Origin of the sequence: Roseateles sp. DB2, assembly GCF_051857535.1 — a bacterium.
Taxonomy (GTDB): domain Bacteria; phylum Pseudomonadota; class Gammaproteobacteria; order Burkholderiales; family Burkholderiaceae_C; genus Roseateles_B.
The window spans coordinates 151,300-171,601 of sequence record NZ_JBPZGY010000010.1 but is presented as its reverse complement, the minus strand read 5'-3'; the positions used below and the strand labels follow the sequence as shown (position 1 = coordinate 171,601).

The 20,302-nt window shown below is 66.7% G+C and carries 17 protein-coding genes and 1 pseudogene; 14 read left to right on the top strand and 4 right to left on the bottom strand.

Annotated features, from left to right (window positions below):
* Positions 1-1,221, bottom strand: a pseudogene (locus ACS5PK_RS16060) (heme utilization protein); the annotation flags it as partial.
* A 449-nt stretch (positions 1,222-1,670) separates the two neighbouring features.
* On the opposite strand from ACS5PK_RS16060, the gene ACS5PK_RS16055 reads away from it, so the two are divergent.
* Positions 1,671-2,630, top strand: a complete 960-nt coding sequence (locus tag ACS5PK_RS16055) for a glycosyltransferase family A protein (RefSeq protein ID WP_439441258.1) — start codon at positions 1,671-1,673, stop codon at positions 2,628-2,630.
* A 1-nt stretch (position 2,631) separates the two neighbouring features.
* A complete protein-coding gene (locus ACS5PK_RS16050; protein ID WP_439441257.1) occupies positions 2,632-3,276 on the top strand; it encodes an acyltransferase in 645 nt (214 codons plus the stop codon).
* Positions 3,277-3,343: 67 nt separating this feature from the next.
* On the opposite strand, the gene ACS5PK_RS16045 is transcribed toward ACS5PK_RS16050, so the two are convergent.
* On the bottom strand, positions 3,344-4,306 hold the full coding sequence (locus ACS5PK_RS16045; RefSeq protein ID WP_439441256.1) for a class I SAM-dependent methyltransferase: 963 nt from the start codon (positions 4,304-4,306) through the stop codon (positions 3,344-3,346).
* Positions 4,307-4,689: 383 nt separating this feature from the next.
* Positions 4,690-5,340: a GntR family transcriptional regulator gene (locus ACS5PK_RS16040; protein WP_439441255.1), complete on the bottom strand. Its 651-nt coding sequence runs from the start codon at positions 5,338-5,340 to the stop codon at positions 4,690-4,692.
* A 142-nt stretch (positions 5,341-5,482) separates the two neighbouring features.
* Between ACS5PK_RS16040 and scpA the strand changes: the two genes are divergently transcribed.
* The 7 genes from scpA to ACS5PK_RS16005 are packed head-to-tail and all read left to right on the top strand — an operon-like array spanning position 5,483 to position 13,926.
* Positions 5,483-7,654, top strand: a complete 2,172-nt coding sequence (gene scpA, locus ACS5PK_RS16035; RefSeq protein ID WP_439441254.1) for a methylmalonyl-CoA mutase — start codon at positions 5,483-5,485, stop codon at positions 7,652-7,654.
* Complete coding sequence (locus ACS5PK_RS16030; protein ID WP_439441253.1) at positions 7,654-8,085, top strand: GNAT family N-acetyltransferase; 432 nt, start codon at positions 7,654-7,656, stop codon at positions 8,083-8,085. The genes scpA and ACS5PK_RS16030 overlap by 1 nt, the downstream gene beginning before the upstream one ends.
* The gene (meaB, locus tag ACS5PK_RS16025; RefSeq protein WP_439441252.1) at positions 8,082-9,176 is read left to right on the top strand and encodes a methylmalonyl Co-A mutase-associated GTPase MeaB; all 1,095 of its coding nucleotides are present in this window, start codon (positions 8,082-8,084) and stop codon (positions 9,174-9,176) included. The genes ACS5PK_RS16030 and meaB overlap by 4 nt, the downstream gene beginning before the upstream one ends.
* Positions 9,177-9,186: 10 nt before the next feature.
* On the top strand, positions 9,187-10,719 hold the full coding sequence (locus ACS5PK_RS16020) for an acyl-CoA carboxylase subunit beta (protein ID WP_439441251.1): 1,533 nt from the start codon (positions 9,187-9,189) through the stop codon (positions 10,717-10,719).
* 40 nt (positions 10,720-10,759) lie between these two features.
* Positions 10,760-11,323: a hypothetical protein gene (locus ACS5PK_RS16015; protein WP_439441250.1), complete on the top strand. Its 564-nt coding sequence runs from the start codon at positions 10,760-10,762 to the stop codon at positions 11,321-11,323.
* Positions 11,324-11,377: 54 nt separating this feature from the next.
* Positions 11,378-13,453, top strand: a complete 2,076-nt coding sequence (locus tag ACS5PK_RS16010) for an acetyl-CoA carboxylase biotin carboxylase subunit (RefSeq protein WP_439441249.1) — start codon at positions 11,378-11,380, stop codon at positions 13,451-13,453.
* 8 nt (positions 13,454-13,461) lie between these two features.
* Positions 13,462-13,926, top strand: coding sequence for a VOC family protein (locus ACS5PK_RS16005; protein ID WP_439441248.1), 465 nt, complete (start codon positions 13,462-13,464; stop codon positions 13,924-13,926).
* A 22-nt stretch (positions 13,927-13,948) separates the two neighbouring features.
* Here ACS5PK_RS16005 and ACS5PK_RS16000 read toward each other — a convergent pair whose 3' ends face one another.
* Positions 13,949-14,692, bottom strand: coding sequence for a hypothetical protein (locus tag ACS5PK_RS16000; RefSeq protein ID WP_439441247.1), 744 nt, complete (start codon positions 14,690-14,692; stop codon positions 13,949-13,951).
* A 189-nt stretch (positions 14,693-14,881) separates the two neighbouring features.
* Here ACS5PK_RS16000 and ACS5PK_RS15995 point away from each other — a divergent pair, with 189 nt between their 5' ends.
* The 5 genes from ACS5PK_RS15995 (at position 14,882) to asd (ending at position 20,281) form a co-directional block, all read left to right on the top strand.
* Entirely contained in the window at positions 14,882-15,817 is a 936-nt protein-coding gene (locus ACS5PK_RS15995; RefSeq protein WP_439441246.1) for a LysR family transcriptional regulator, read from the top strand.
* Positions 15,818-15,848: 31 nt separating this feature from the next.
* Entirely contained in the window at positions 15,849-17,261 is a 1,413-nt protein-coding gene (gene leuC / locus ACS5PK_RS15990) for a 3-isopropylmalate dehydratase large subunit (protein WP_439441245.1), read from the top strand.
* A 10-nt stretch (positions 17,262-17,271) separates the two neighbouring features.
* Positions 17,272-17,922 carry a 3-isopropylmalate dehydratase small subunit gene (leuD, locus tag ACS5PK_RS15985; RefSeq protein ID WP_439441244.1) on the top strand — a complete coding sequence of 217 codons (651 nt, stop codon included), beginning with the start codon at positions 17,272-17,274 and terminating at the stop codon, positions 17,920-17,922.
* 34 nt (positions 17,923-17,956) lie between these two features.
* Positions 17,957-19,057 carry a 3-isopropylmalate dehydrogenase gene (gene leuB, locus ACS5PK_RS15980; RefSeq protein ID WP_439441243.1) on the top strand — a complete coding sequence of 367 codons (1,101 nt, stop codon included), beginning with the start codon at positions 17,957-17,959 and terminating at the stop codon, positions 19,055-19,057.
* Between the two features lie 93 nt (positions 19,058-19,150).
* On the top strand, positions 19,151-20,281 hold the full coding sequence (gene asd, locus ACS5PK_RS15975) for an aspartate-semialdehyde dehydrogenase (RefSeq protein WP_439441242.1): 1,131 nt from the start codon (positions 19,151-19,153) through the stop codon (positions 20,279-20,281).
* Positions 20,282-20,302 lie beyond the last annotated feature (21 nt).

Below are 20,302 nucleotides of genomic sequence, written 5' to 3'. Positions count from 1 at the left end.
GCCGCGGATCTGAGCGGTGGTGAGCGCGGCGACTTGTGCGGTGGTCAGCGCGCCGATCTGGTCAGAGCCCAGGGCGCCGATCTGGTCGGTGCTCAGGGCCTTGATGGCGGCGGTGCTGAGGGCGCGCAGGTCATCCGTTTCCAGCACGGCGATCTGGTCTGTGCTCAGGCCCTTGACCTGGGCACTGTTCAAGGCCGCGGCCTGAGCTGTGCTCAAAGCGACGACGTCTTCGGTGTTGAGCGCGCCCAGTTGGCTGCTGGTGAGGGCGGCTGTCTGGGCTGTCGTCAGCTGGGCGATCTGGTCCGAACTCAGGCTGTGGATCTGGTCCGTGCTCAGGCTGCGCAGGGCGCTCGTGCTCAGGGCACGCAGGTCATCGGACTCCAGCTTGGCCAACTGGTCGCTGCTGAAGCCGGTGACCTGTCCACTGGTCAGTGCGGCGGCCTGGGCCGTGGTGAGAGCGACCACCTCGTCCGTGGTCAGCGCGCCGATCTGCGCCGAACTCATCCCGCGCAGGGCTGCGGTGTTGATGGCGGCGAAGTCCTCGGTCTGCAGTGTGCGGATCTGGTCGGTACCGATGGCCGCGACCTGTGCCGAGGTGAGTACCTTGAACTGGTCGCTGCCCAGGGCGTTCAGGTCATCGCTGCCCATGCCGCGGATCTGGGCGCTGGTCAGGCTGCTGACCTGGGTGGTGGTGAGCGCTGCAATCTGGTCGGAGCCCAGGGCCACGATCTGGTCGGAGCTCATGGCGCGCAGGGCAGCCGTGGAGATCTGACGCAGATCGTCGGTCTGGATCAGCGGGATCTGGTCAGAGGTGAGCGCCGCGACCTGGACCGAGGTCAAGGCCTTGTACTGATCGGTACTCAGGGCCTGCAGATCGTCACTGCCCAGTCCCTTGATCTGACTGCTGCTCAGCGCAGCCACCTGCGTGGTGGTCAAGGCGCCGATCTGGTCGGAGTCCAGGGCGCCGAGCTTGACGTCGGACATCGCGCGCAGGGCCGCCGTGCTGAGCACCCGCAGATCCACGGTCTCGAAGTGCGCGATCTGGTCGCTGGCCAGGGAGTTGATCGCAAAAGTGCCCAGCGAGGACACCTGCCGGGTCGTCAGCGCCATGATCTGGTCGCTGTTGAAGGCAGCCCAGTCTTCCGTCGTGAGCTTGGCCAGCGTTTGTGTGGACAGCGCGGCGATCTGGTCGGTCGACAGGGTGGAAATCAATGACGCCATGGTGTGCTCACTTGGTTATTGCTGGACGCCCGACCGAGGAGCCGGGGACCTCCGGAATGCGGGTTTAGGCGCCTTCTGAGTCGCCTGCACGCTGCTTCCTGACCAATCAAATTCAAACAATGCGGTACGCGGGACACTTCCCGCTTCCGTCGGATTTCGACCCGAGCCGAGCAAACTTGAGCGCAAGTGCGCCCCCGACAACAGGGACGGGGCAGTGGGCGGGGCGGGGCGGATATCTTTCACAGCTTGGATTCCTGGCTGGGCAGGCATTGGCCTGGACGCAGCTTGAATGGCTCGCCCGGCGATGCTAGGGGCGGGCGGGCTGTGGCAAAGCCGTCAAAAGCTGCTGCAATACTTGCCTGTTCCCGCCATGGTCGGGGCTGCATCCGGCTCCAATGGCGTGGACGATGGGGTCCGCCATGCGTTCGGCCCGACCCTTTGACGCACCTATGCAGATCACCACACTCATCCCGGCCTACAAGACCAAGTACCTGGCGGAACTGCTGACGGGGCTGCTGACGCAGACGCGCCCCAGCCAGCGGGTGATCGTGTCGGACGACAGCCCGGACGGCAGCTTTGCCGCTTTGCTGAGGGAGGGGCCTTTGGCAAGGTTTGCATCCCGCCTGCCGCTGGAGATCCACGCAGGGCCGCGGGCGGGTGCCTATGAGAACTTCAAGCACCTGGTGAAGCTCTGGGGAGGTCAGACCGAGCTCTTCCATATCCACCTGGACGACGACGTCATCTATCCCGACTTCTATGCCCAACACCGCCTGGCCCATGCCACCGGAGAGGCAATCTCCTGCAGCATCAGCGCGCGCTGGACGGCAAACGAAAAGGGGCAACCGATCGAAGGCATGCCCATCCCAGAGGGCATCTTCCACGCTCAGGCCCGGATGATGTCGGTCGGCCCCATGGCGCTGATCTCCAGTACCGTGCCTTATTGCCAGAATTGGCTGGGAGAATTTTCAAATTGCGTCGTACGGAGCGAGCATGCCGACCTGCTGTCGGACACGCAGTTTGGCGGCGTGTCCTATGCCGGGCTGTGGGACCTGGGCTTCTTCATCGCCGCCAGCCTGCGCCAGCCCATCGCCTACATCCAGGACCGGCTGGGCTACTTTCGTGCGGGTGGCGAGGGGCATTCGGCCCAGGTCAACGGCAAGCACATGAAGGCAGCTCACCTGGGCTACGCTGCCCTGGGCGTGGGGCTGCAGCGCCTGGGGCGCATGAACGAGACGCAGGCCAAGCTCTGCTACGAAGGCATTGCGCAGGCCTTGATGGCCCGCTATGGTGGACAGGAAGACATGCAACCGTTTGCTGCGCTGCTGATGCGCATGGCTCAGCAGGATGCGCAGGCGCAGGAAGCCTTCGTCATGGCCTGGCAGGCCTTCCTGATGCAGCACGGATTCTGAAATGAGCCTGATGCAACGCCTGGAACGCTGGCGCGGCCTGATCAGCCGCCTGCCGCCCCTGGAACTGGAGGGCGCGGTGCGGGCCCTGCTGGTGCACTTCTTCTTCCATACCTCGGACAAGCAGCGCGTGGAGCTGGTAGGCGAAGGCCCGCGCACAGTCAATGTGCTGACGCCCACTGTCTTCAAGGGCGCTGGCGCATTTCGGCTGAGCAACCGGGCCGTCTTCGGCGTGCCGCGCTCGCCGGGCAGTCTGTCCTGCAGCTACTTCGAGTCACGCACGCCGGAGTCGCTGATCGACATCGGCCCGGGCACGGTCTTCAACAACCGCTGTGTGCTGATCTCGGAAGGCGCCTTCATCCGCTTCGGCGCGGACTGCCTGGTCGGCCAGGAACTGCAGGTCTTCGACAGCCATCTGCACGACCTGCGCCTGGCGCATCGCCGCTCGCCGGATCCGAAGCCGCGGGGGGTGGAGATCGGCAACCAGGTCTTCATCGGCGCGCGGGTGACCATCCTGAAGGGCGTGAAGATCGGTGACGGCTGCATCATTGCCGCCGGCGCCGTGCTGACGCCGGGCTTCGAGGCACCGCCGATGACCATGGTGGGCGGCAATCCGGCGCGGGTGCTGGGGCCGGTGCCGCAGGACTGACGGCGGCGGCGGCGATGGCAAGCACAAAGGGCGCCCGAGGCGCCCTTTGTGCTTGCGGGGTAGTCGCTCAGGATTCGTCGGTCAGGCGCAGCAGGTAGGTGTCCTGCGCCCGCGTGGCGCGCACGACGCGGCGGCCATGCTCGTTGACGGCCAGATAGAGGTCGATCGAGCCCTTCTGAGCCACCTGGGCCTGCAGGGCCTCGGGGATGTCATAGCCTATGGTCGAGGCCGGCTGCTCGGCACCATGCTTCTGGGGTGACAGGCCGGTGTACTCCCAGCTGCCCAGCATGGAACGGCGGGCCCAGCCGTCATCGGCGGGGAGGGCGCCGCCGCGCTCCACGGCACGGCAGACGATGGAGATGAAGCCGCATTCCTTGCCCGGCACGTAGAGCGCGGCATCGGAGGGGTGGCGGCTGTAGAGGCAGTCGATGGGCGCGAAGTTGAAGTAGCGCAGCATGTACTCCAGCAGCGGGATCGAGGGGTACCAGAAGGTGTTGGGCTCGGTCTGCAGCTTGCCGGCGGTGTTGAAGTGCATCACGTCGGACTGCTCGTTGACCACATTGGTCGAGAGCATGAAGAGACCGTTCTTCTTCACCAGCGGGCGGGCGCAGGCCAGCGTATGCATGGGCGAGAACACGTGGTAGAGCACGCCGGAGAGGTTGACGTAGTCGAAGGTCCCTTCGTCGGCCAGCTTCTGGTGGAGGTCGTACATCAGCCCGACTTCGCGGAAGTCCCAGTCGGCCTTGTAGGCCTTCTTGAGCCAGTCCATCTTCTGGGCGCAGTGGGGCACGGCGTCGGTTGCCAGCACACGGCGGGCGCCCTTGCGGTTCATCAGCACGGGGATGACACCCTCCATGCTGCCCAGGTCCAGGCAGTCCTGGCCCTGCAGGTGGGCCTGGCGCATGAGCATGCGGGGCATGTAGGGGAAGTCGGGCGGATAGGTGCCCTGGGCGACAAGGCCGGGGGAGAGCTCGACGGTGTAGTACCACCATTCCTTGGCGGCCTGGGCCAGTTCTTCGTTGCTGAGCATGGGAGGGGCTCCTGTCCGTGGACTTGGGGGCGGCGCCGCCTGCGGGGCTTTGCGCTGCATCCTGGCAGTCTGCCTTCGGTGGGGGCGGCTGATCCGCGCAGGATAGGGCGGGGGAGGCGGTAATTCCAGCGTTTGGGGCGGTGTTGGGGCGGTGTTGGGGCTCTTGCATGCACAAGCCGCTGGCTATTGCCTACAGGGTCCTCAAGTCCGGAAAGCCCTTCGATCCGGAGCGCATGGGGCCGGCGGGGGCTTGATGCAGGACGGTGTCTTGACCTGCGCAATCCCATGCGCAGGCAGCCCGGTTCAGGCTCAGGCTCAGGCTCTACCGAGTCGGGGTGAGGGCCGTGTCTCGCAACGCTGGAAAAGAGAGCGCCGCGAATGAGTCAAGCCGCCTGCGGTGCGGCCGCATTCAGCCCGTTCTCAAAATGCAGCCTCATGCGCTGAGCCACCTGGTCCGGGCGGCGCTCGACCAGGGCCTGCATCAGCTCGCGATGCTCCTGCAGCGACTCGGCCAGGCGGCCCTGCTTGAAGAGGGAATGGTGGCGGTTGAGCTTCATCACGCGGCGCAGGTCGGTGACGATCTGCTGGCGCCAGCGGTTGCCCTCCAGCTCGAGCAGGCGCAGGTGGAAGGCCTCATTGAGGGCGAAGAAGCGCTCGCGCTCATCGATGGCGGCTTCCAGCTGGGCATGCAGGACCTGCAGTTCGGCCAGCTCCTCGGCGCTGGCCCGCTCCGAGACGCGCGCCGCGGCATCGCTCTCCAGCAGCGCGAGCAGCTGGTAGGCCTCCCGCACATCGCGCTCGGACATCTCGGTCACGTAGGCGCCCCGGCGCGGGCGCATGGTCACCAGGCCTTCCACGGCCAGCACCTTCAGTGCCTCGCGCATGGGCGTGCGGCTGATGCCCAGCTCGCCGCAGAGCTTGAGTTCGTCGATCCAGCTGCCGGGCTCAAGCAGGCGGCCGAAGATGCGCTGGCGCAGCTGTTCGGCCACTTCCTCATAGAGCGGACGCTGGGCAAACGGGGGGGTGGCCGGCATGGTGAGGCGGAAGGTTGGAAGGTCTGGGGCGCGACCGCACAAAAGCGGTGGCGGGCGCCGTTGCTGTCAGAGTGTAGTCAAATTTGAATTCATAATTATGAATAACGAAGGCGCTATGATGCGTGGCCTTCAGGAGTTGTCAATGTCTGATTCGTCCAACGCCAAGCAAGAATTCGCCGCCGCCACGCTGGAGCAGTGGCACAAGGCCGCCGCCAAGTCGGCCCCCGGGGGCGATGTCTCGGCCCTGAACTGGGTGACCCCCGAGGGCATCACCGTCAAGCCGCTCTACACCGCGGCTGACACGGCGAAGCTGCCGCATGCCGACACCCTCCCAGGCTTCGAGCCCTTCCTGCGCGGCCCGCAGGCAACCATGTATGCGGTGCGCCCCTGGACCATCCGCCAGTACGCCGGTTTCTCGACGGCCGAGGAGTCCAACGCCTTCTACCGCAAGGCGCTGGCCGCGGGTGGGCAGGGCGTTTCGGTGGCCTTCGACCTGGCCACCCATCGCGGCTATGACAGCGACCACCCCCGCGTGACGGGCGACGTGGGCAAGGCCGGCGTGGCCATCGACTCCGTGGAGGACATGAAGATCCTGTTCGACGGGATCCCGCTGGACAAGGTCTCGGTCTCCATGACCATGAACGGCGCCGTGCTGCCCGTGCTGGCTGGCTATGTGGTCGCGGCGGAGGAGCAGGGCGTTTCGCAGGACAAGTTGAGCGGCACCATCCAGAACGACATCCTCAAGGAGTTCATGGTCCGCAACACCTACATCTACCCGCCCGAGCCGTCGATGAAGATCATCGGCGACATCATCGAGTACACGAGCCAGAACATGCCCAAGTTCAACTCGATCTCGATCTCGGGCTACCACATGCAGGAAGCGGGCGCCAACCAGGCGCTGGAGCTGGCCTTCACGCTGGCCGACGGCAAGGAGTACGTGAAGACCGCCCTGGCCAAGGGCCTCGACGTGGACGACTTCGCCGGCCGCCTGTCCTTCTTCTGGGCCGTGGGCATGAACTTCTATCTGGAGATCGCCAAGATGCGGGCCGCGCGCCTGCTGTGGTGCCGGATCATGAAGGGCTTCAACGCCAAGAATCCCAAGAGCCTGATGCTGCGCACGCACAGCCAGACCTCGGGCTGGTCCCTCACGGAGCAGGATCCTTACAACAACGTGGTGCGTACCACCATCGAGGCCATGGCGGCCGTCTTCGGCGGCACCCAGAGCCTGCACACCAATTCGCTGGACGAGGCCATCGCCCTGCCCACCGAGTTCAGCGCCCGCATCGCCCGCAACACGCAGCTGATCATCCAGGAAGAGACCCACATCACCAACGTCGTCGACCCCTGGGCCGGCAGCTACCTGATGGAGTCCCTCACGCAGGACATGGCCGACAAGGCCTGGGCCATCATCGAGGAGGTCGAGGCCATGGGCGGCATGACCAAGGCCGTGGACTCCGGCTGGGCCAAGCTCAAGATCGAGGCCAGCGCGGCCGAGAAGCAGGCCCGCATCGACTCCGGCAAGGACGTCATCGTCGGCGTCAACAAGTACCGCCTGGCCAAGGAAGACCCCGTCGAGATCCTGGAGGTGGACAACCTCAAGGTGCGTGACGCCCAGATCGCCCGCCTGCAGGCCATCCGGGCCAGCCGCGACAGCGCCGCCGTGCAGGCCGCGCTGGCCGCGCTGACCGAGGCCGCGAAGAGCGGGCAGGGCAATCTGCTGGACCTGTCCATCCGGGCCATCCGCCTGCGCGCCACGGTGGGCGAGGTGTCGGATGCGCTGGAGTCGGTGTATGGTCGCCACCGTGCCGATACGCAAAAGGTGACCGGGGTGTATGCCGCTGCCTACGATTCCGCCGAGGGCTGGGCCAAGCTGCAGGCCGAGATCCAGGCCTTCGCCGAGGCCCAGGGCCGTCGCCCCCGCGTGATGATCGCCAAGCTGGGCCAGGACGGCCATGACCGCGGCGCCAAGGTCGTGGCCACCGCCTACGCCGACCTGGGCTTCGACGTCGACATGGGCCCGCTGTTCCAGACCCCCGAGGAATGCGCCCGCCAGGCCATCGAGAACGATGTGCACGCCGTGGGCGTCTCGACCCTGGCCGCCGGCCACAAGACGCTGGTGCCCGCCATCATTGCCGAGCTGAAGAAGCAGGGCGCGGACGACATCATCGTCTTCGTCGGCGGCGTGATCCCGCAGCAGGACTACGACTACCTCTATGAAGCTGGCGTGAAAGGCATCTACGGCCCCGGTACGCCCATCCCCGCCAGCGCCAAGGACGTGCTGGAGCAGATCCGCAAAGCCGCGGTGGCCGCCTGATGCTGAGTCTGGCGCCGGTTGCGGCCGAGGACTTCGAGGCGATGCTGGCGCTTCGCATCGACGCCCTGCGCGAGAGCCTGGAGCGGCTCGGCCGCTTTGATCCGCAGCGTGCGCGCGAGCGCCTGGCCTCGCAGTTCGAGCCTGCCGCCATGCAGCACATCGAGCGCGACGGCCAGCGCATCGGCTTCGTGACCGTCAAGCCGCTGGCCGACGGCGCGCTGAGGCTCGAGCACCTCTATATCCGCCCGGGCTCGCAGGGGCAAGGTGCGGGGCGCTGGGTGCTGGACGGCCTCAAGCGCCGGGGGCGGGACATCCACCTGGCCGCACTCAAGGGCAGCGACGCCAACCGCTTCTATCTGCGCGAGGGTTTCGTGCCGGTGGGCGAGAGCGACTTCGACATCGACTACTGCTGGAAAGCTGGGGCCGCATGAGCCTGGCGACCGCCATCCTCGCCGGCCCCGGCCCGGCCCAGCGCCGCGCCATGGCCAAGGCCATCACGCTGCTGGAATCCACCCGCGCTGACCACCGCACGCAGGCGGACGCGCTGCTGGGCGAGCTGCTGCCGCACACGGGCCGCTCGCTGCGCCTGGGCATCTCCGGCGTGCCGGGTGTGGGCAAGAGCACCTTCATCGAGGCCCTGGGCCTGTTCCTGATCGAGCGCGGGCACCGCGTGGCGGTGCTGGCGGTGGACCCGTCCAGCACGGTCTCGGGTGGCTCCATCCTGGGGGACAAGACCCGGATGGAGCGCCTCTCCATGGACGAGCGCGCCTACATCCGCCCCAGCCCCAGCAGCGGCACCCTGGGCGGCGTGGCCGAGAAGACCCGCGAGGCCATGCTGGTCTGCGAGGCCGCGGGCTTTGACATCGTCATCGTCGAGACTGTGGGCGTGGGCCAGAGCGAGACCGCCGTGGCCGGCATGACGGACATGTATGTGCTGCTGCAGCTGCCCAATGCCGGCGACGAGCTCCAGGCCATCAAGAAGGGCGTGATGGAGCTGGCCGACCTGGTGGTGATCAACAAGGCGGACGTGGACCCGGCCGCAGCGACGCGGGCACAGGCCCAGATCATGTCCTCGCTGCGCCTTCTCGGCATGCACGGCCGGCCCGAGCATGCGGCCCATGACGAGACGCTGTGGCACCCCCAGGCCCTGCAGCTCAGCGCGCTCAAGTTCCAGGGCCTGAGCGAGTTCTGGCTGGCGGTGGAGCAGTTCCGCCGGCTGCAGTCCGCCAGCGGACGCTGGGATGAGAAGCGCCAGCAGCAGGCCCTGGCCTGGATGTGGGAGCGCATCCAGGGGGGGCTCAAGGCCGCCTTCATGGCCGATGCCGCCGTGCGTGCGCAACTGCCCGCCACCACCGCCCGCGTGCTCGCTGGCCAGTTGGCGCCCTCGTCCGCTGCCCGCGCGCTGCTCAGCGCTTTTCATGGCCCGGCCCTGGCGCCTGGGTCGTCTTCCCCGAATTCCGTTTCTCCCAGTTCCCCTGTGCCAGGTCTTGCCTCCGAGGCGGCCTCTGGCGCTGCCCCGTGAAAGGACCGTTATGCACGACATCCAACAAATGCTTGAAGAGAAGCGCGCCAAGGCGCGGCTGGGCGGTGGCGAGAAGCGCATCGCCGCCCAGCACGCCAAGGGCAAGCTGTCGGCGCGCGAGCGCATCGAGCTGCTCTTCGACGAAGGCACCTTCGAGGAATGGGACATGTTCGTCGAGCACCGTTGCGTGGACTTCGGCATGGCCGACAACAAGATCCCCGGCGATGGCGTGGTGACGGGCTACGGCATGATCAACGGCCGCCTGGCCTTCTGTTTCAGCCAGGACTTCACCGTCTTCGGCGGCGCGCTCTCGGAATCGCATGCCGAGAAGATCTGCAAGATCATGGACCAGGCCATGAAGGTCGGCGCCCCGGTGATCGGCCTCAACGACTCCGGCGGCGCGCGCATCCAGGAAGGTGTGGCCTCCCTGGGCGGCTATGCTGACGTGTTCCAGAAGAACGTGCTGGCCTCCGGCGTGATCCCGCAGATCAGCCTGATCATGGGCCCCTGCGCCGGCGGTGCGGTGTACTCGCCCGCCATGACGGACTTCATCTTCATGGTGAAGGACAGCTCCTACATGTTCGTCACCGGCCCCGAGGTGGTGAAGACCGTGACGCACGAGGAGGTCACGGCCGAGGAACTGGGCGGCGCGGGCACCCACAGCAGCAAGAGCGGCGTGGCCGACCTGGCCTTCGAAAACGACGTCGAGGCCATCATGATGCTGCGGCGCTTCTTCAACTACCTGCCGCTGAACAACCGCGAGAAGGCGCCGAGCCGCCCCAGCGGCGATCCGGGCAACCGCATGGACATGTCGCTGGACACCCTGGTGCCTGACAACCCCAACAAGCCCTACGACATGAAGGAGCTGATCCTGAAGGTCGTCGACGACGGGGACTTCTTCGAGCTGCAGCCCGAGTACGCCAAGAACATCCTCACCGGCTTCGCCCGCATGGATGGCCAGACGGTGGGCATCGTGGCCAACCAGCCGCTGGTGCTGGCCGGCTGCCTGGACATCAAGAGCTCCATCAAGGCTGCGCGCTTCGTGCGCTTCTGCGATGCCTTCAACATCCCCGTGATCACCTTCGTGGACGTGCCCGGCTTCATGCCCGGTACCTCGCAGGAGTACGGCGGCATCATCAAGCACGGCGCCAAGCTGCTCTACGCCTACGCCGAGTGCACGGTGCCCAAGGTGACCGTGATCACCCGCAAGGCCTACGGCGGCGCCTATGACGTGATGGCCTCCAAGCACCTGCGCGGCGACGTCAACTTCGCCTGGCCCAATGCCGAGATCGCGGTGATGGGCGCCAAGGGCGCGGTGGAGATCATCTTCCGCGAGGACAAGGGCGATCCGGCCAAGCTGGCCGCCCGCGAGGCCGAGTACAAGGCCCGCTTCGCCAACCCCTTCGTGGCCGGCGCCCGCGGCTTCATTGATGACGTCATCCAGCCGCACGAGACGCGCAAGCGCATCTGCCGCTCGCTGGTGATGCTCAAGGACAAGAAGCTCGAGAACCCCTGGCGCAAGCACGGGAACATCCCGCTCTGACGCACCGATGCTGGCTTCGCTCCTGCTCATGGCTGCCCTGATGCCTGCCCCTGCCCGGACCGCATCGCTCGCGGACGTGGCGGCCTGCGTGGCGCTGCGGGCACTGCCGGTGCACAGCCTGGATCTGCTGGAGGCTCGCCAGACCGAGGAAGGCCGCCAGGCGCTGATGACGCTGGCGCAGGCCGAGGGCGTGGCCGCAGAGGACCAGGCCTGGTGGCGCGAGCAGCTGGCGCAAGCCGAGGACGCGGACGGCGACCAGCTGCGCCGCTGGGCCGAGCAGGGCTTCGAGCGCTGCGCGGCCCGTATCGCGCCCCAGAGCCGGCCCGAGCAGCGCGCGCTGTGCGGGTCGGACCTCGACACGCTGCCCGTGATCCTGCTCTACCGCGCCGACGGCGTGGCCTTGCCCGAGGCGCAGCGAGACCTGCGTGAAGGCACGGCGGCCGCGGCCGATGGCATCGAGGCCGCGCGGGCCGAGGCCATGCTGCGCTTCAGCTACGAAGGCGCCGGTCCGCGCAAGGGCGCCGCGGGCGCCTGGATGCGCGAGCGGCAGCTGCGTTGGGTGGCGCGCTGCCTGCAGGCGCGCGGGATGGAGTCGCGCCCATGAATCACTGTCTGAAACTCGAATCAAAGGCTGGCCTGGCGCCAGCTTGGAGGCACCATGTTTAAGAAGATCCTGATTGCCAATCGCGGTGAAATCGCCTGCCGCGTGATCAAGACGGCTCGCAAGATGGGTATCAAGACCGTCGCCGTCTATTCCGAGGCCGACAAGGACGCCCGCCACGTCGAGCTGGCCGACGAGTCCGTGCTGCTGGGCCCGGCGCCCAGCCGAGAGTCCTATCTGGTCGCCGACAAGATCATCGCCGCCTGCAAGGCCACCGGCGCCGAGGCGCTGCACCCGGGCTACGGCTTTCTGTCCGAGAACGAGGACTTCGCCCGCCGCTGCGAGGAGGAGGGTATCGTCTTCATCGGCCCCAAGCACTACTCGATCGCGGCCATGGGCGACAAGATCGCCTCCAAGAAGCTCGCCAACGAGGCCCAGGTCAGCACCATCCCCGGCCACAACGAGCCCATCCTCTCGCCCGAGGAGGCCGTCGAGATCGCGAAGAAGATCGGCTACCCGGTCATGATCAAGGCCAGTGCCGGCGGCGGTGGCAAGGGCCTGCGCGTGGCCTTCAACGACAAGGAATGCTTCGAGGGCTTCAGCTCCTGCCGCAACGAGGCGCGCAACAGCTTCGGCGATGACCGCGTCTTCATGGAGAAGTTCGTCGAGCAGCCGCGCCACATCGAGATCCAGGTGCTGGGCGATGCGCACGGCAACGTGGTCTACCTGCATGAGCGCGAGTGCTCCATCCAGCGCCGCCACCAGAAGGTGATCGAGGAGGCGCCGTCGCCCTTCATCAGCGACGCCACCCGCAAGGCCATGGGCGAGCAGGCCGTGGCCCTGGCCAAGGCGGTGAAGTACCAGAGCGCGGGCACGGTGGAGTTCGTGGTCGGCAAGAACCAGGACTTCTATTTCCTGGAGATGAATACCCGCCTGCAGGTGGAGCACCCGGTCACCGAATGCATCACCGGCCTGGACTTGGTGGAGCAGATGATCCGCGTGGCCGCTGGCGAGAAGCTGGGCTTCGGCCAGGCCGACATCCGCAAGGAAGGCTGGGCCATCGAGTGCCGCATCAACGCCGAGGATCCCTTCCGCAACTTCCTGCCCTCGACCGGCCGCCTGGTGAAGTACCAGCCGCCCGCAGCGAACCTGGAGCAGGGCACGCCGACGCTGCAGGGCGAGCCCTATGCCCTGGCGTCCTTCGGCGGCGTGCGCGTGGACACCGGCGTCTACGAGGGCGGTGAGATCCCGATGTTCTACGACTCGATGATCGCCAAGCTCATCGTGCACGGGAAGGACCGCAGTGACGCGATCGCCAAGATGCGCGAGGCGCTCAACGGCTTCGTGATCCGTGGCATCTCCAGCAACATCCCGTTCCAGGCGGCCCTGCTGGCCCACCCGGACTTCGTCAGCGGCAACTTCAACACCGGCTTCATCGCCCAGCACTACGGCGCTGGCTTTCGCGCCGAGGACGTGCCGCATGCGGACCCGCGATTCCTCGTGGCGCTGGCGGCCTTCATTCGCCGCAAGACCCGTGAACGTGCGGCCGGCATCAGCGGCCAGCTGCGTGGCCATGAGGTGCGTATCGAGAGCGACTGCGTGGCCGTGGTCAACGAAGGGGCCGGCAAGCACACCCATCACCCGGTCCATGTGTCCGAGTTCGTCGGCCACAAGGGTGAGGCTACGGTGGAGGTGGGCGGCCAGCGCTATCTGATCGTCTGCAACTCGCGCCTCAATGACATCCGCCTGGAGGGCACGGTCAATGGCCAGCTCTTCGTGGCCCAGGCCGAGCGCGGCGCCGGCAAGAACCCGCTGGCCTACCGCATCAGCCACAACGGCTTTGCGATGGAGGTCACCGTGCTGCCCCGGCGCGCGGCCGAGCTGCTCAAGCTCATGCCCTACAAGGCACCGCCCGACACCAGCAAGTTCCTGCTCTCGCCCATGCCGGGCCTGCTGGTGCACATTGCCGTGCAGCCAGGGCAGCTGGTGCAGGCTGGGGAGCGCCTCGCGGTGATCGAGGCCATGAAGATGGAGAACATCCTGGTGGCAGAGCGCGACGTCAAAGTGGCAGAGGTGCTGGCCAAGACCGGCGAGAGCCTCTCCGTCGATCAGCCCATCCTGCGCTTCGAATGAATTCCGCCATGAGCAACAAGCCTTACCGAATCCTCGGCATCCAGCAGATCGCCATCGGCGGACCGGACAAGCAGGCCCTGCGCAAGCTGTGGGTCGACGTGCTGGGCCTCACGGTGACCGGCAACTTCGTCTCCGAGCGTGAGAACGTGGACGAGGACATCTGCGCCATCGGCAGCGGCCCGCACAAGGTCGAGGTTGATCTCATGCAGCCGCTCGACCCCGAGAAGAAGCCCGCCGTGCACACCACGCCGCTGAACCACGTCGGCCTGTGGGTCGACGACCTGCCCAAGGCCGTCGAGTGGATGAGCGCCCACGGCGTGCGCTTCGCGCCGGGCGGCATCCGCAAGGGCGCTGCGGGCTTTGACATCTGCTTCATCCACCCCAAGAGCAATGACGAGTTCCCCATCGGCGGGGAAGGGGTGCTGATCGAGCTGGTGCAGGCGCCGCCGGAGGTGGTGGCGGCCCTGGGCTGAGGTCCATACCTGCCTGGCTTGATCAGAGGCGGTAGCGCTCACGCAACTGGGTGATCAGGCCGGTCTCCTCGGTGATGAAACGGTTCAGCGTCCTGATCAGCTCGTGCTGGTGCAGGCTGGATGCCCGGTAATGGGAGGTCTTCAGCGGCATCAGGACCGTGTCTGGCACCAGGGCGCCGGGCGTGCCCATTTCCTGGAGCTGGTAGCTGGCGACTTCCAGGGGCATGTAGGCCCCGTCTATCCTGCCGCGCATGACCATCTTCAGTAGATTGCCTGGCTCGATGGCGCTTTCCGTTCGAAGCGAGCCGGCCCTGATGCGTTCCTGGAACTTCCAGGGCGTGAATCCATGGACCAGCCCGAGCGAGCGTAGAGGCTGGCCAAGCGGCGGGCGCACCATGACCGCATCCTGGAAGGCCACCACATCAAAGGAATAGAGCAGGGGGGCCTGACCTTTCTGCTCGGCATGCCATTTGGGCTCGTCGGGGAAGACGAGATCAACCTCGCCGGCCAGGTGGGCGGCCGTCAGGCGCTGCACGGGTAGCACCTTGTAGTGAAAGCGATGGCCGGCAGAGCGGGCAAACGCGTCCAGCAGGTCCCTCACGAAGCCTTCGTAGGTGCCGGCGCGAACCCGGGCAATCGGATACAGGTTCAGGTCTTCGATGCCCACCGTGTAGTCCGCCGCCCGGGCGGGCGGGCCCGCGGTGCCCAGGGCCAGCCAGAGGCAGGCGGCGGCCAAGAGATGTACACCCGGCAGCGATCTGTGCATGGGCTCTTCCTGGGGGGAGCAGGGATCGGCAAATTGTAGTGAGGCGGCGGGGCAGTGAAGCCATGGTGCACTTGTACGCCAGCCAGGAGCCCCATCGTGTATGCTTCGCTTTGCGCGAAGGCTTGTTTGGGTGATTGGGTAGTAACAAAGTCTTCCGCGAAGACTAAATTACTGCCAAGGCCACTCACCATGCGACTCGACCTCACCACCCTGAACCTCGTGCTGGCGATCGAACAGACACGTTCGATCACCCGCGGCGCGGAGCGCGAGCACCTCGCGCTGGCCGCCGCCTCCAAGCGGATTTCCGACCTGGAGACGCGCCTGGGGGTGCAGCTCTTCGAGCGCCGCGCGCGGGGCGTGGAGCCCACCGAGGCCTGCCGCGCCCTGGTGCGCCACATCCGCTCCCTGCACGCCTCGCTGCATGCCCTGGAGAGCGAGGTGATGGAGTTCGCCCGCGGCATCAAGGGGCATCTGCGCATCGTTGCCAACAGCGGCGCCATCGCCGAGGCCCTGCCGCCCGACCTTGTGGCTTTCTCGCAGGCCCACCCGCAGATCCGTATCAGCCTGGAAGACCTCACCAGCGCCGAGGTGCAGGCCGCCGTGGCCGAAGGGCGCGCCGACATCGGCGTGTTCACCGCGCCGCTGCTGGACAGCCGCATGCAGACCTTCAACTACCGCTCGGGCCGCCTGGCCGTGCTGGTGCCCGAAGGCCATGCCCTGGCGGACCGTGCCTCGATCAGCTTTGACGAACTCCTGGACTACGACCTTGTCGGCCTGCATGCTGGCGCCGCGGCCCAGGAGCTGATGCGCGAGCAGGCCCTGGCTCGTGGCCGTACCCTCAACGCGCGCCTGCAGGTGCGCGGCTTTGATGCCATTGCCCAGCTCGTGGAAGCTGGCCTGGGCGTGGCTGTGCTGCCCCAGGCGCCCGCTGAACGTTTTGCCCAGGTCTTCAAGGTCCGACAGCTGCGGCTCGAGGAAGACTGGGCCCGGCGCGACTACGTGCTGGGCGTGCTGCGCCAGGAGCGCCTGCCCACCGTGGTCCAGCGATTCGTGGACGCCCTGTGCCCGCCCGAGACACGGACCGAGACCACCGCCCCCACCCAACCCCTGCGCGGCAAGGCCTGAGCGCCGCCGCACCACTGACAGGAAGCCCGCCATGAGCGCACGCACCCTCTACGACAAGCTCTGGGACGAGCACGTCGTGCACACCGAGGAAGACGGCACCGCCGTGCTCTACATCGACCGCCACCTCGTGCACGAGGTGACCAGCCCGCAGGCTTTCGAAGGGCTGGACATGGCTGGCCGCAAGGTCTGGCGCCTGTCCGCCAACCTGGCGGTGAGCGACCACAACGTGCCGACCACCGACCGCAGTGCCGGCATCGCCGACCCGATCTCGCGTCTGCAGGTCGACACCCTGGATGCCAACTGCGACCGCCACGGCATCACCCAGTTCAAGATGAGCGACCGCCGCCAGGGCATCGTGCACGTGATCGGCCCGGAGCAGGGGGCCACGCTGCCCGGCATGACCGTGGTCTGCGGCGACAGCCACACCTCCACCCACGGCGCCTTCGGCGCGCTGGCCCATGGCATTGGCACCTCCGAGGTCGAGCATGTGCTCGCCACGCAGACGCTGCTCGCCAAGAAGGCGAAGAACATGCTGGTGAAGGTCGAGGGTCAGGTCTTGCCTGGCGTTGGCGCCAAGGACATCGTGCTGGCCATCATCGGTCGCATCGGCACGGCTGGCGGCACGGGCTACACCATCGAGTTCGCCGGCTCGGCCATCCGCGCACTGAGCATGGAAGGCCGCATGACCGTCTGCAACATGGCCATCGAGGCCGGCGCCCGCGCCGGCCTGGTGGCGGTGGACGACACCACGATCCACTACGTCAAGGGCCGCCCCTTCACGCCGCAGGGCGTGGAATGGGAGCAGGCCGTGCGCTACTGGCGCACGCTGCATTCTGATCCGGGTGCGCATTTCGACCTGGTGGTCGAGCTGGACGCCGCCCAGATCCGCCCGCAGGTCACCTGGGGCACCTCGCCCGAGATGGTGCTGTCCATCGAGGACCGCGTGCCGGACCCGGACAAGGAGAAGGACGCCGTCAAGCGCGGCGCCATCGAGCGCGCCCTGTCCTACATGGCCCTGGAGCCCAACAAGGCCATCAGCGACATCCGCATCGACAAGGTCTTCATCGGCTCTTGCACCAACAGCCGCATCGAGGACATGCGCGAGGCTGCCGCCGTGGTCAAGCGCCTGGGCGGTCGCATTGCCAGCAATGTGCGCCTGGCGCTCGTCGTGCCGGGCTCGGGCCTGGTGAAGGCGCAGGCCGAGGCCGAAGGCCTGGACCAGGTCTTCAAGGCCGCGGGCTTCGAGTGGCGCGAGCCGGGTTGCTCCATGTGCCTGGCGATGAACGCAGACCGCCTGGAGCCTGGCGAGCGCTGCGCCTCCACGAGCAACCGCAATTTCGAAGGTCGGCAAGGGGCGGGTGGCCGTACCCATCTGGTAAGCCCGGCCATGGCCGCCGCGGCGGCCATGCAGGGCCATTTCGTCGACGTCCGCAAAATCGCCTGAGGACCCCGCCATGGAAAAGTTCACCCTCCACAAGGGCCTCGTGGCGCCCATGGACCGCGAGAACGTCGACACCGACGCCATCATCCCCAAGCAGTTCCTCAAATCCATCAAGCGCACCGGTTTTGGCCCCAATCTGTTTGACGAATGGCGCTACCTGGACAAGGGCGAGCCCGGCCAGGACCCGGCCTCGCGCAAGCCCAATCCGGACTTCGTGCTGAACCAGTCGCGCTATGCCGGCGCCTCCATCCTGATCGCCCGCAGCAACTTCGGCTGTGGCTCCAGCCGCGAGCACGCGCCCTGGGCCCTGGAGCAGTACGGCTTCCGCGCGCTGATTGCACCGAGCTTCGCCGACATCTTCTTCAACAACTGCTTCAAGAACGGTGTGCTGCCCATCGTGCTGCCCGAAAGCCAGGTGGCACGCCTGTTCGACGAAGTTCACGCCTTCCCGGGCTACCAGCTCACGGTGGACCTGGAGCGCCAGGTCGTGATCAAGCCGGACGGCGCCGAGCTGTCCTTCGAGGTGCAGCCCTTCCGCAAGTACTGCCTGCTCAACGGCTTCGACGACATCGGCCTGACCCTGCGCCACGCCGAGAAGATCAAGGCCTACGAGGCCGAGCGTCTGGCCACCAAACCCTGGCTGAACCACCGCATCCCGGGCTGAGCGCGCTGCGCGGCCCTCGACACGAAAGAGTCCCATGAAGATTGCAGTCCTGCCCGGTGATGGCATCGGCACCGAGATCGTTGCCGAAGCCGTGAAGGTGCTGAAGGTCCTGGACCTCAGCTTAGAGATGGAAACCGCACCCGTGGGTGGCGCCGCCTACGAGGCCGCCGGCCATCCGCTGCCCGAGAGCACCCTGGCCCTGGCCAAGGCCGCGGACGCCGTGCTCTTCGGTGCCGTGGGCGACTGGAAGTACGACACCCTGGAGCGCCGCCTGCGCCCCGAGCAGGCCATCCTGGGCCTTCGCAAGGAACTGGGCCTGTTCGCCAACTTCCGCCCGGCCATCTGCTATCCCGAGCTGACCCACGCCTCCAGCCTCAAGCCTGAGCTGGTGGCCGGCCTGGACATCCTCATCATCCGCGAGCTGACCGGCGACATCTATTTCGGCCAGCCCCGCGGCCGCCGCACCGCTGCAGATGGCCATTTCCCCGGTGCCGAGGAGGCCTTCGACACCATGCGCTACTCGCGCCCGGAGATTGAGCGCATCGCCCACGTCGCCTTTCAGGCCGCCCGCAAGCGCAACAAGAAGGTCACCAGCGTCGACAAGGCCAATGTGCTGGAGACCTTTCAGTTCTGGAAGGATGTGGTCACCGAGGTCCATGCCCAGTACCCCGACGTCGAGCTGGAGCACATGTACGTCGACAACGCCGCGATGCAGCTCGTGAAAGCGCCCAAGAAGTTCGATGTGGTGGTAACCGGCAATATGTTCGGTGATATCCTGTCCGACGAAGCGGCCATGCTGACGGGCTCCATCGGCATGCTGCCTTCGGCCTCGCTGAATGCGGCCAACCAGGGCCTTTACGAGCCCAGCCACGGCAGCGCGCCAGACATCGCCGGCAAGGGGATCGCCAATCCCCTGGCTACCATCCTCTCCGCTGCCATGATGCTCAAGTTTTCCCTCAACCAGCCGGAAGCCGCCGTCCGTATCGAGGCCGCGGTGCAGTCCGTGCTGTCGCAGGGCCTGCGCACCGCCGACATCTATTCGGAAGGTTCGCGCAAGGTGAGCACCCGCGAGATGGGTGATGCCGTGGTGGCTGCCATCACGGGCAGCACCATGACCAAAACCATTAAGGGCTGATCCAGCTCTGGTTCGTCTCGCCTCCACAAACCCGGCGAACGAGCCGGAGAAGGACCGGAAGGGTTTGTGGTGTGAGATGACAAAGGAAGCAAGATGACGACTCTCGTAGGTTTGGTGGGCTGGCGCGGCATGGTCGGTTCGGTGCTCATGGACCGCATGACGGCCGAGGGTGATTTCGACCTGATCGAACCGCTGTTCTTCAGCACCTCCAACGCCGGAGGTGCCGCCCCGGCCCAGGCCAAGAACGAAACCAGGCTGCAGGATGCCTACGACCTCGAACAGCTGAAGCGCTGCGAGATCATCATCACCGCGCAGGGCGGCGACTACACCACCGAGGTCTTCCCCAAGCTGCGCGCTGCGGGCTGGAGCGGCCACTGGATCGATGCGGCGTCCACGCTGCGCATGAAGGATGACGCCGTCATCATCCTGGATCCGGTCAACATGCCTGTGATCAAGGACGCGCTCGCCAAGGGCGGTCGCAACTGGGTGGGGGGCAATTGCACGGTCTCCTGCATGCTGATGGGTGTGGGCGCGCTCTACAAGGCCGGCCTGGTCGAGTGGATGAGCACCCAGACCTACCAGGCCGCGTCCGGTGGCGGAGCGCAGCACATGCGCGAGCTGCTGACGCAGTTCGGCACGCTGAACGCCGAGGTCCGCGAGCTGCTGGCCGACCCCAAGAGCGCGATCCTCGAGATCGACCGCAAGATCATCGCCAAGCAGCGCGGTCTGAGCGCCAGCGAGACCGCCAACTTCGGCGTGCCCCTGGGGGGCTCGCTGATTCCCTGGATCGACAAGGACATGGGCAACGGCATCTCCCGCGAAGAGTGGAAGGGCATGGCCGAGACCAACAAGATCCTTGGGCAGGGCGAGGGCTTCAGCGCCCCGGCGGTGCCTGTGGATGGCTTCTGCGTGCGTGTCGGTGCCATGCGCTGCCACAGCCAGGCCCTGACCTTCAAGCTCAAGAAGGACGTGCCCCTGGCCGACATCGAGGCCATGATCGCCGCGGACAACGAGTGGGTGAAGGTTGTCCCCAATACCAGGGAAGCCACCGTCCAGGACCTGACCCCCGTCGCCGTCACCGGCACGCTGACCATCCCCGTCGGCCGCCTGCGCAAGATGGCCATGGGCCCCGAGTACCTCGGTGCCTTCACCATCGGTGACCAGCTGCTGTGGGGCGCCGCCGAGCCGCTGCGCCGCATGCTGCGCATCCTTCTGGCTCAGTAAAATCCCTGTTTGTGCGCCGTT

Bases quoted from the DNA above. Each gene is read 5' to 3' on its own strand.
- ACS5PK_RS16000 (WP_439441247.1), bottom strand. From the start codon at position 14,692: ATGCACAGATCGCTGCCGGGTGTACATCTCTTGGCCGCCGCCTGCCTC.
- ACS5PK_RS16055 (WP_439441258.1), top strand. From the start codon at position 1,671: ATGCAGATCACCACACTCATCCCGGCCTACAAGACCAAGTACCTGGCG.
- scpA (WP_439441254.1), top strand. From the start codon at position 5,483: ATGTCTGATTCGTCCAACGCCAAGCAAGAATTCGCCGCCGCCACGCTG.
- ACS5PK_RS16010 (WP_439441249.1), top strand. From the start codon at position 11,378: ATGTTTAAGAAGATCCTGATTGCCAATCGCGGTGAAATCGCCTGCCGC.
- ACS5PK_RS16020 (WP_439441251.1), top strand. From the start codon at position 9,187: ATGCACGACATCCAACAAATGCTTGAAGAGAAGCGCGCCAAGGCGCGG.
- ACS5PK_RS16015 (WP_439441250.1), top strand. From the start codon at position 10,760: ATGCCTGCCCCTGCCCGGACCGCATCGCTCGCGGACGTGGCGGCCTGC.
- ACS5PK_RS16050 (WP_439441257.1), top strand. From the start codon at position 2,632: ATGAGCCTGATGCAACGCCTGGAACGCTGGCGCGGCCTGATCAGCCGC.
- asd (WP_439441242.1), top strand. From the start codon at position 19,151: ATGACGACTCTCGTAGGTTTGGTGGGCTGGCGCGGCATGGTCGGTTCG.
- ACS5PK_RS16040 (WP_439441255.1), bottom strand. From the start codon at position 5,340: ATGCCGGCCACCCCCCCGTTTGCCCAGCGTCCGCTCTATGAGGAAGTG.
- leuB (WP_439441243.1), top strand. From the start codon at position 17,957: ATGAAGATTGCAGTCCTGCCCGGTGATGGCATCGGCACCGAGATCGTT.
- ACS5PK_RS15995 (WP_439441246.1), top strand. From the start codon at position 14,882: ATGCGACTCGACCTCACCACCCTGAACCTCGTGCTGGCGATCGAACAG.
- leuC (WP_439441245.1), top strand. From the start codon at position 15,849: ATGAGCGCACGCACCCTCTACGACAAGCTCTGGGACGAGCACGTCGTG.
- leuD (WP_439441244.1), top strand. From the start codon at position 17,272: ATGGAAAAGTTCACCCTCCACAAGGGCCTCGTGGCGCCCATGGACCGC.
- meaB (WP_439441252.1), top strand. From the start codon at position 8,082: ATGAGCCTGGCGACCGCCATCCTCGCCGGCCCCGGCCCGGCCCAGCGC.
- ACS5PK_RS16005 (WP_439441248.1), top strand. From the start codon at position 13,462: ATGAGCAACAAGCCTTACCGAATCCTCGGCATCCAGCAGATCGCCATC.
- ACS5PK_RS16045 (WP_439441256.1), bottom strand. From the start codon at position 4,306: ATGCTCAGCAACGAAGAACTGGCCCAGGCCGCCAAGGAATGGTGGTAC.
- ACS5PK_RS16030 (WP_439441253.1), top strand. From the start codon at position 7,654: ATGCTGAGTCTGGCGCCGGTTGCGGCCGAGGACTTCGAGGCGATGCTG.